The organism is Vicinamibacteria bacterium, assembly GCA_035620555.1.
Lineage (GTDB): Bacteria > Acidobacteriota > Vicinamibacteria > Marinacidobacterales > SMYC01 > DASPGQ01.
In genome coordinates, this window is the sequence record DASPGQ010000111.1 from 1 (window position 1) to 9330 (window position 9330).

General features: G+C 61.5%; 10 protein-coding genes and 1 pseudogene. 4 read left to right on the plus strand and 7 right to left on the minus strand.

What is annotated here, in order from left to right:
* Positions 1-1255 (plus strand): DEAD/DEAH box helicase (locus tag VEK15_04515; GenBank protein ID HXV59935.1); only part of this gene is annotated, 1255 nt, incomplete at its 5' end.
* Positions 1256-1278: 23 nt separating this feature from the next.
* Here VEK15_04515 and VEK15_04520 read toward each other — a convergent pair.
* From VEK15_04520 to VEK15_04535, 4 genes are all read right to left on the minus strand, one after another.
* Positions 1279-1911 (minus strand): DUF4276 family protein, encoded by a 633-nt coding sequence (locus VEK15_04520; GenBank protein ID HXV59936.1) that lies wholly within the window; start codon positions 1909-1911, stop codon positions 1279-1281.
* 36 nt (positions 1912-1947) lie between these two features.
* On the minus strand, positions 1948-3060 hold the full coding sequence (locus VEK15_04525; GenBank protein ID HXV59937.1) for an AAA family ATPase: 1113 nt from the start codon (positions 3058-3060) through the stop codon (positions 1948-1950).
* 414 nt (positions 3061-3474) lie between these two features.
* Complete coding sequence (locus VEK15_04530) at positions 3475-4083, minus strand: DUF4276 family protein (GenBank protein HXV59938.1); 609 nt, start codon at positions 4081-4083, stop codon at positions 3475-3477.
* Positions 4084-4089: 6 nt separating this feature from the next.
* Positions 4090-5352, minus strand: coding sequence for an AAA family ATPase (locus tag VEK15_04535; protein HXV59939.1), 1263 nt, complete (start codon positions 5350-5352; stop codon positions 4090-4092).
* 210 nt (positions 5353-5562) lie between these two features.
* On the opposite strand from VEK15_04535, the gene VEK15_04540 reads away from it, so the two are divergent.
* Complete coding sequence (locus VEK15_04540) at positions 5563-5829, plus strand: UPF0175 family protein (protein HXV59940.1); 267 nt, start codon at positions 5563-5565, stop codon at positions 5827-5829.
* Positions 5830-6005: 176 nt separating this feature from the next.
* Positions 6006-6404, plus strand: coding sequence for a hypothetical protein (locus VEK15_04545; GenBank protein HXV59941.1), 399 nt, complete (start codon positions 6006-6008; stop codon positions 6402-6404).
* Positions 6405-6450: 46 nt separating this feature from the next.
* Here VEK15_04545 and VEK15_04550 read toward each other — a convergent pair.
* A pseudogene (locus tag VEK15_04550) lies at positions 6451-6534 on the minus strand (SEC-C metal-binding domain-containing protein).
* A 1036-nt stretch (positions 6535-7570) separates the two neighbouring features.
* Positions 7571-7993, minus strand: coding sequence for a hypothetical protein (locus VEK15_04555; GenBank protein HXV59942.1), 423 nt, complete (start codon positions 7991-7993; stop codon positions 7571-7573).
* A 111-nt stretch (positions 7994-8104) separates the two neighbouring features.
* Here VEK15_04555 and VEK15_04560 point away from each other — a divergent pair, with 111 nt between their 5' ends.
* Positions 8105-8647, plus strand: a complete 543-nt coding sequence (locus VEK15_04560; protein HXV59943.1) for a hypothetical protein — start codon at positions 8105-8107, stop codon at positions 8645-8647.
* 129 nt (positions 8648-8776) lie between these two features.
* Here VEK15_04560 and tnpA read toward each other — a convergent pair whose 3' ends face one another.
* On the minus strand, positions 8777-9202 hold the full coding sequence (tnpA, locus tag VEK15_04565) for an IS200/IS605 family transposase (protein HXV59944.1): 426 nt from the start codon (positions 9200-9202) through the stop codon (positions 8777-8779).
* Between the last annotated feature and the right edge of the window lie 128 nt (positions 9203-9330).

Genomic DNA, 9330 nt, shown 5'->3' on the forward strand with positions numbered 1-9330 from the left:
ACTAAAGAAGCTCCTGACGGACTACCAAATCAACCTGATTACCGACGACCTTCGGGTCGAGGGCTCGCTTCTTTGTGTCGATTTTCATGGAGAGCTCGGCGCCGTGCAGAAACGCGCGGCGAAGGCGCTGGAAGCGACCGATATCGGGGTGCTCGTCGCTCCTCCAGCTTCGGGAAAGACGGTGATCGCCGCCCATCTCATCGCCAAGCGACGTCGAAACACACTGGTGCTCGTTCACCGAACGCCGCTCCTGGAACAATGGATCGCCCAGCTCTCGACGTTTCTGGACTTGCCGCCCAAGGAAATCGGACGGATCGGGAGCGGGTCTCGCAGGGCCAACGGCAGTCTGGACGTGGCCATGATCCAGAGCCTGTCCCGGCGCGGTGACGTCGATGAGATCGTCCCCCGGTACGGGCACGTGATCGTGGACGAGTGCCACCACGTCCCGGCGGTATCCTTCGAGCGCGTCATGCGGGAGGTCAAGGCACGCTACGTGCTGGGCTTGACCGCGACTCCCAATCGCCGCGACGGCCTTCAACCGATCCTTCAGCTTCAGCTGGGTCCGGTTCGCTTCGCCGTCTCGAGCCAGGTCGAAGCGAATGACCGACCCTTCGAGCGGAGCCTTGTGGTGCGCGAGACGACGTTCCGGCTTCGTCAGGGTACCTCGAATGCGACGATCCAGGACATCTACCGAGAGCTCGCCGAGGACGACACCCGCAACCGACTCATTCTGGACGACGTCGCCGCGGCGTTGCGAGAAGGACGCTCTCCAATCGTTCTCACGGAGAGGAGAGATCATCTCGACCTCCTCGAACGTGAGCTCGCAGGCGAAGCGCCGAACCGCGTCATCCTGCGGGGCGGAATGACACCCAAAGCGCGACGCGAAGCGATGGAAAGGCTCGCGGCTCTCCCGAAGAGCGCGCCTCGGCTCGTTCTGGCCACGGGCCGATTCATCGGCGAAGGTTTCGACGACGCGCGACTCGATACCCTATTCTTGACGCTTCCCGTGTCCTGGCGAGGAACGCTGGTCCAGTACGCGGGCCGCCTCCACCGTCGGGCCCATGGCAAGACCGAGGTTCGCATCGTCGACTATGTGGACCGACACGTCCCCATGCTCGCCCGCATGTTCGAGAAGCGCCGTCGCGGCTACAAAGCGATGGGGTATACGCTCGAAACGGACGCGCCGTCGTTCAGAGACACTTCTTCGGTAGCGGAGCAGCTGGGCGTGCTGCGGGAATTACCCAACGAGCCCTAATCGTTGCACTCGGGCGGAGAGTGTCAGGGCGAGACCGACCCAAGTGCTTCCAGCATGTTCACCCACGTGTGGAAATGAGGACATTTCTCTCGCATTCGGTCCAACCCGATGCGCGTTGATGCGATGGCTCCGTGAAAAGTCTTCTGAAAATGCCGCGCGATGTCGATGATCCGTTTCGATGGCGTCGTGTCCGGATGATCATCAATCGCTTCCGGTTCACCACATTCATCCACAGCGGACTGGAGCTTGGTCGACAGAGACGGGTTTTCCAGTACGGAAGCAAGCCTGTCGGGATCGCTGAAGAGCAGCGCCTCGAATTCGTGTAACTGGATGTAGGGCAGAAATCGTTTCGCATCGAATGAGAATCCCAATTGCTTCGCCACGTCCTCGAGTAGAGCCTTCTCGACCAGCTTGACGCCGTCTCTGGGTTGCCGCTTTTTTGCCTTGGAAAGCTCCGGCCAGTCTGACGGGAGACCGTAGTAGTCGAACATGGTCGTGCAGAAACGGCGGGAATCCTCCTTGAGCGCAGTGATGAAGTCCTGGCGCACGGCCGCATATCGGCGGACGCCGCCCTTATGTCCCGGCTTTCCGATGAGCGCCGCCGTGAGGAATACTCCCGCGTGCCGAGATAGGGTGCGAGAACGTCTCTGAGGAATGTTTGCTCGGTCTGGCCCTCGACGAGTGCCAGAACCCTACTCATGCACGGGTCCTCCCTCGACGACGTTCTTCTCCCAGAGCTCGCCGAGCGAGTACTGCTTCAGCCATTCCGTGAGCCCGTGCGAATCCAGCCTCCGGAAGGTGGACGCCCCTTCGTCGCGGTCTACGACGACAACGTCCTCCGGCTCGAAGTGATCGATAAGCGTTGCGGATTGAGTGGAGACGATCACTTGCCTTTGCGTCGCGGCCTGCTGCAGTAAACCTGCCAGGACGCCCAGCGCGTAGGGATGAAGACCCAGCTCAGGCTCATCGAATAGCATCGTCGCCGGCGGACTTGGTTGGAGAAGCGCCGTCGCCATGCAGAGGAATCGCAGGGTTCCGTCGGATAGCTGGGACGGATGAAACGGATAGTCACTGCCGCGCTGAGACCACTCGAGCTGCACGACCGTGTCGCCCGCCAGCTCCTCGGGACGTAGTTTGAAATCGTCGAAGAAAGGGGCAACGAGCCGTACCGATTCCTGAATGAGCTGGTACTTCTGAGGGTATCGTTTTTTCGTGTGGAGCAAGAAGGCGGCAAGATTCGCCGCATCGGGACGCAGCTTCTCGTAGTCCCGAGTCGTCCCTTTCCGCCTGACCGCTGCCGATTCGCTCGTGTCGTGGAAGTGGTACACGGTCCACGACTCGACTGATTCGAACACGTGATATGGGATACCGCGCTCAGCCGTGACGCCGGGAGCATCCTTCAAATCCTTCAACCTCGATTCGAAGTGCCCTCGTCCCAATAATCGCTGCGTGGGACCATAATCGCCGGAAAAGAACACGTGTTCGTCGGAGAATACGAGTCGATTGTCCGCGGTCGGCTCCAGCGAAAACTGATAGCCATTGAGCCCGAAGTGAAGCTCGACCTCGATTTTCTTGGTGGTCTTGGGGCCGAGATAGAGCTGGATATCGGCGCCACCCGCCTTTTTAACCGTTAACTCCAGTTCCTGCATCACGATCGCACGAAGGAGCGTGAAGAGGCTCACGAAATTGCTCTTTCCGGCTCCATTGGCGCCAATGAGGACGTTCAGTCTACGGAGCTCAAACTGCTCGAGCGAACGGATGGACTTGAACCCTCGGACCGTGAGTCTATCGAGAGAATGCGCCATGAGCTTTTCCTAGAGTATACGTCCTCGAGCTCCACGGGAACTATCTCCGCTTGGCCAGAATCGAGGTGAGCTCTTTCACCATGAGCAGGCGGGGACGACGTCCGTGCACCACGCGATGGAGTTCGAGCACAGGGGAACAAGCTCCCCGCGGCCCTACGTGTGCTCGGCGTGCCGGGATAAGCTCACAACCAATGATCGCGCTGTTCTAGACCACCTTTCCAGCTTGCTCCCGCACTACGACATCAAGGGCGTGCTGGGAAAGGGCAGCATGGGTGCCGTCTATCTCGCTCGTCGCTTGTCAGATCGGCGCGACGTTGCCATCAAGGTGTTTAGCTCCCAAAGTTAAAGAGCCACGGCTTCGAGGTCGTATAGCTGAGGCTCGACCAGCCTTGGCGGCCGACGTAATTGCGGGCGTCACTCACTGGCAGCGATGGCTTTGAGCTTGGCGCACATCCTGCTGAATGACGGGCAACGCCTCTGGCAGTCCAGCAAATCCATTCGTGCTGTCAGGCGGACCTGATCCACGGTTTCACTATACTTCGCGCCGCGAAAGCGGTCCTTGATCCAAGCCTTACCCGCTCTTTGCGCTTCGGGGTCTTCCGGCACAGGCGCATTGCCCAAATCGAGGAACTCTTCGAGGGATGTCGCCGCACCTGCGAACCACGTTTCGTACTCAGGCTGTGCGATGCAAACCTCAGCGTTGACATGCGTCGACGAACGTGCACGCTCGATCAGTCGCGACCCAAGTTCCGCAGGACAGTCCTCATCTGCATCCACGAGGACTAGGATGAGACTCTGGACGCGCTCCGTTTGTTGCTGCGTGAGTTTCGCCGTAGCAAGCCTGACAGCACGCTCTAGCCCCTGCTCTCGAATAAGCTTCGATTTTGGCTGCCGAATTGGGGAGAGCACGTCGACGTAATCGCCTTGCACGACCTCAGTCCAGATTCGTTGGATCAAGGTTCGGACGGCGGCCACTTCGCCGTGGCCTTCGACGATCGGCGCGACCCGGAGGGTCCGTTGCACCGCGTCCTAGGGCTCCTCGTCCTCTTCGAAGAGCTGAAGTTGTTCCTGCCGCTTCAAGTCCTCTACGTCCGGGCCGAGCTGATCCATCCGTTGAAGCTCTCCGGCGGTATAGAGATGCTCGCGTATCGACTGCACGCTGGCTTCGTCGATGGCGCCCAGCTTGGTTACCCCTTGTTCAGAAATAACCGCTAGCAATCCATGCTCGTCGATGTCGATCTCATCTAGGAGAACACCGCTGTGGCTTGTTACGACAATCTGAGTATGCTGCGCCGCTTCGGAAAGCGCGTCCATCAGGGCGCCGGCAGCTGCGGGATGCAAAGCCGTCTCCGGCTCCTCGACGCCGACGAACCGCACGGGCCTTTCATGTCCGACGAACTGCATGACCGCCGCCAAAATGCCAAGCGCGCGCAGCGTTCCGTCAGAAACGCTTACGGCGTAGAATCGCCAAGGGTGACTTGCGCCCTTGACCTCCTGCCGGAACTCGAGGGTCTCACGCGGACCGAGAGCGATCCGTTCCACGTCGACGATTCCGGGCACTACGGATGTGAGATAGGCGATGATTCGATTCATCGTCTCGGGCTGGTCGGTTCGCAACCGCGAGACGACGCTAGCGATGTTTGCGCCATCACGATGAAGGAGCTCACCCGCATCAGGGCTCTGTAGCTCTTTCATCGCGTCCGGATTGAGGTTGTAGAAACCCATCGCAAGAAGAGCGTCATAGGCGGATCGAAACTCGGGAAGCCCCGATGCCGTGACGAGGTACAAACGGTCGCGGAACGCAGGAGGAGGGTTCGGTGCCGACGACTGAACGACTTCGCCGTCGGCCACGACGTAGGATGCGATCGAGCGGCCGTCCGACCTCCCAATGCGGAGCTGTTCGCGCTTGACCGCGAACTTGCCACGGGATCTTGCCGAGATCTCGAATCCATAGGTCGCCAAATTCCAATCGTCCAACGTGATGTCGAGGTCGATTGCGAAATTCCGAGGGTGTCCCGTGCTGCGTCGCCGCACGGCATCGATACCACCCCGAGACTTGATGGCATGATCGAGTGACGTTTGGAGGCCGTCCGTTACGAAACGCAGTGCGTCAAGAAAGTTGCTCTTGCCGGATCCGTTCCGACCGACGAGAAGCGTGAGAGCATGAAGCTCAACGTCACATTTGCCGAGGCTCTTGTAGTTGCGAATCCGGACGCGGCGCACGAAAGCCGGTGCACCGGCGCGCTCTGCGGTCGCCGCAGGGGTCTCCTGCAAGCGCTCTCCACCCGTCATGGCCCAAGAATAGGAGAGCCCGCCGGTGAGGGCAAGTGTTGCCCCCGCTCTTACTTCTAGCTTAGCAGCTAGCTATTTCGGCGGGCCTGGTTCTGACGAGCTCCCGGGCAGCGATGGCTGGACTGGCCTGGGGGGCGAGAAACACCCGACGGCGCTAGAATGAACGAGTAGGTAAGCGCCATCCACACCCAAAGTGCGAGGGAAACATTGATGAAGATCGCCGTCGAATTGCCGGAAGACATCGCGAGGCGCCTGGAAGGCAAGTGGGGAGACATCTCTCAAGCCGCGCGCGAAGCCATCGCCATCGAGGGCTACCGCTCCGGTGCGCTCAGCCAGAGTCAGGTCCAGCGCTTGCTCGGCCTCGGGTCGCGATGGGAAGTGGACGCGCTCTTGAAGCGTGCGGGCGTTTACTTGGAGTACACCGAAGAGGACCTGGACCGGGAGGTCGAAGCAAGTCGTGAGCTTACTGGCCAATGATCATTGTCTCCGACACGTCCCCGGTCAACTACCTGATCCTGATCGGCAAGTCGATACGCTCTATGAGCTTTACCGGCGAGTCATCATACGTCGTCTTCCTCCGTGAGCTGCAGGCAGCAGAGACGGCGCCCCATGTGTAAGCGTGGTTTTCGCAACGCCCCGAATGGGTGGAGGTCGTGTCTCCTACGAAGTCTGCCGACCCAAACCTCGATTACCTTGGAGAAGGCGAGCGCGATGCCATCCTCTTGGCCGAGGAACTGGGTGCCGACGGACTGCTGATCGACGACCGGGACGGTCTGCGACGAGGCGCACAAGATGTCCGCGACATTCTTCGGCGGCGAGGTCAAGTACACCAAGCGCTGTTCCTCTCGGCCACTCCGCACAACGGCCACTCGAACAGTTTCTCCACCCTCCTGGAGCTCCCCGACCCGTATCGCTTCACCCGCGGGGTGCGGGGCAAGAAGGCCCTCGAAGTCGTGATGGTGCGCCGGCTCGAGGAGGACATCCGCGAGGCTCAGTGCGGTTTCCCGATGCGGATGGTGGAGCGTGTCCCAAGCGGTCCGGCGCCTGATTGAGAGAGCGGGCGTGGAGCCGCAGATCCGTCACTCACGAACCGTCGTTTCAGCGGCCGCAGCACTTCTTGTACTTCTTGCCGCTCCCGCACGGGCAGGGCTCGTTCCGGCCGACCTTCGGCGCTCTGCGAACCGTCTCCACGGGCGCGGGAGCCTCGATGGCGGGCTCGGAACAGCGCCGCGCGCGCTCTGGAGGCAGGGCGTCCATCCTCGCGCGCACCGCCCGCGCGTCTTCCTCCCGGCCTTCGTCCTCGTAGAGCGTCTCGAGCCTTTCGAGGAGATCGATCTCGTCACGTACCTCGCCCACGGCCAGCCCTCGCAGCAGCAAGCTCTCGGCGCGCTCGATATCCTTTGCCGGCGCATCGAACCTATAGGCGTCCGACCATCCGATCCAGCCCCACCCCCACTTCGGATCGCGCGTCAGCCACTGCTCGAAGAGCGCATCCGCCTTCGCCAGATCGCCGAGCCGGACGTGGAACGAAGCGAGGGCGCGCCTCATGTTCTCGGTCGTGAGCTCGCCCTCCGCCTCGAACCTCGCCAGATACTCGTTCACGAGCTCGATGCCGCAGCGGAAGAAGCGCTCGTGCTGGAGACCCGCGTTCCAGAGGTGCATCTCGACGTCTCCGACCCAGTTCTGCACGAGCTCGCTCAATCCGAACACGTCGTCGAACTCCGCCAGCGACCGGGTTCGGGTCTCGTCGAGGATGCGCAAGAAGATCGGCCACGCCTCGAGCCAGCTCTCGACGGCGCCGGTGACGTCGTCCTCCTTGAGCCGGGCGTAGCCAGTCACCATCCGCTCGTCGAACTCCTCGAGCGACGGTCTCTCCGGGAGCCACCGCTCCCAGAGGAGCATCAGAGCGATCCATACGCGCTCGAAGTCCCAGCCCTTCGTACGGAGCCTGTTGCGTTTCACGTAGGCGCCCGCAAGCTCCTCGGCGGAGGGATGGGAGGACGCGTCGCGCTGGAAGGACTCCCGATCGACGGTGACGCCCAGCTCGGCGAGCCCAGCCACGAGCTCCTCATCGCTCCGGGCCCTGAAGTCCGCCAGAAGAGGCCTGCCGAGTTTCTGTAGCTCCTCCCGGGAAAGCGCCTCCCGGGCTCCCCGATCGGGGGCAACGAGCGACTGGTAGGGTTCTTTCACCGTGGACTTCTCGAATCCGCCAACCGAATCAGTGACTTCGGCGCGACGTCGTCCTCGGATCTCTGGCATCGGCGCGCATGTCGAACCCGTCTGCCGTCTTCCTCACTTCCCACCTCCCGATGCATCTCCAGTCGCCTCCGAACAGAGAGCGCTTGCGGTGGATCAAGCTCTCGACCAGGCGCGCGAGCTCGGGCTTCGCTTCCACACCGCGCCTGACGTCACGAAGAAAGCGCGCATCGCCAGCCACGTCCGCGTAGACCACCGCGTTCCAGACGACGTAGGCCACTTTCAGGGCTCGCTCGAACCCCTCTTCGAGAGCGTCCGCCGGCATCGCCTGAAGTAAAGGCGCCGCGAAGTCCAAAAACGTCTCGGACACCTTGCGGTCGGGCAGGATCGGCTCGCCGCCCCGGCTCTTCTCGCTCACGCCGCTCACGCGCCGCCAATCTACCACGGGTGTGCGCCTCCCCGAGGCTCGCCGGCGTCGGGGTTCATTCGGACACCGCGGGGGTGCGCGGGCGCAATGGCGATTACGGTCTCGAGATCGCGTTCGGGCGTCGACTCTGTGCGTAGCCGGCTCTGTGCCTTTGTGGCCAATCCCCTTTGTTGTGGCCGGCCAGCCAGGGGATTCTGCGACCGGGTCCTCCAGGACGTCGAGTCGCCCTACGTTCTCATCATCGCCGAGATCCATCGGGGAGACCTGAGCGAGATCTTCGGAAAGCTGCTGCTCCTCGTCGAGTCCTACAAGCGCGGCGAACGGTGGGCGACGACGCCGGGGAAGTCGAAAGCGAGAATCATCTCGGCCGTCGGTGACGGCAGCGTCGCGTTCCCAGGGGCAATGATCCGGGACAGGATGTCCGCCTCGCTCTGTGTGGCTGTGCTAGCCATGGTGAAAGGATGTCACGAGTCGCCCTCGCGCGGCCAATGGCGGGAACCCGACAGGTCCCGTCCCAATCGACAGGTCGATGGAAAGTGGCGTCAAGCTCCCAGAGAGTCATACGACCTCCTGTCCCGGGAGCAAAGAAGACCCTCGTGGTGGCCTCATCAGCTTGGCGGTGGGCTCGCCGTCGTGACCGAGAGAAAGATCGTACCGGGAATCAGGGCTTAAGCTTCCGGCGGCGTCCGGCAACTCGGCCGGAAAGGGACTAATCGACCACGCCCATAGGGCGTGGGTTTAGGAAGGCCCCCCCGAGGGGGCCTATGACGTTAGCAAGGCCCCGTTGGGGCCGTGTCTTGGTTAACTCAGGTCGAGGTCACCCTGGCGAGATTCGAGTTTCTCTTGCTCCCGGATGTACGTTCTGATTCGCTCCTCGTCCAGACCAACAGTACTCACGCAGTAACCCTTCGCCCAAAAATGCAGCCCCGTCATCCGACGTTCTCGCAGCAGTTCTCGATGGATCCGGACCGCACTCTTCCCTTTCAGGAACCCGATCGTGTGAGAGACGCTGTATTTTGGTGGGATGCTCAAGCACATGTGGATATGGTCCGGCTGCGCGTTGCCTTCGATCAACTCTACTCCTCTTTGATCACACAGCTCTCGAAGGATCCGCCCCACACGCCTGCGCAGATTCCCATACAACACCTTTCTCCGATACTTCGGGATGATCACAACGTGATATTTGCATTCCCATCGCACATGCGACAGGCTCTCCCATTCGTGCATGCAGGTTCTCCTTTCGGAGACCCCACGGGACCCTCCCGGAGGGAGAACCTAGCATTCCTCGCCGGATCGCTCGAAGCTCTTTGGGTTACGCCGCCGAAGGCGGCGGGTTTAGTGGCGGACTAAAGCAT

What these genes read in the sequence shown, in the direction of transcription:
- VEK15_04525 (HXV59937.1), bottom strand. Translation starts at nt 3,060, where the DNA reads ATGGCGCATTCTCTCGATAGACTCACGGTCCGAGGGTTCAAGTCCATC.
- tnpA (HXV59944.1), bottom strand. Translation starts at nt 9,202, where the DNA reads ATGCACGAATGGGAGAGCCTGTCGCATGTGCGATGGGAATGCAAATAT.
- VEK15_04535 (HXV59939.1), bottom strand. Translation starts at nt 5,352, where the DNA reads ATGACGGGTGGAGAGCGCTTGCAGGAGACCCCTGCGGCGACCGCAGAG.
- VEK15_04540 (HXV59940.1), top strand. Translation starts at nt 5,563, where the DNA reads ATGAAGATCGCCGTCGAATTGCCGGAAGACATCGCGAGGCGCCTGGAA.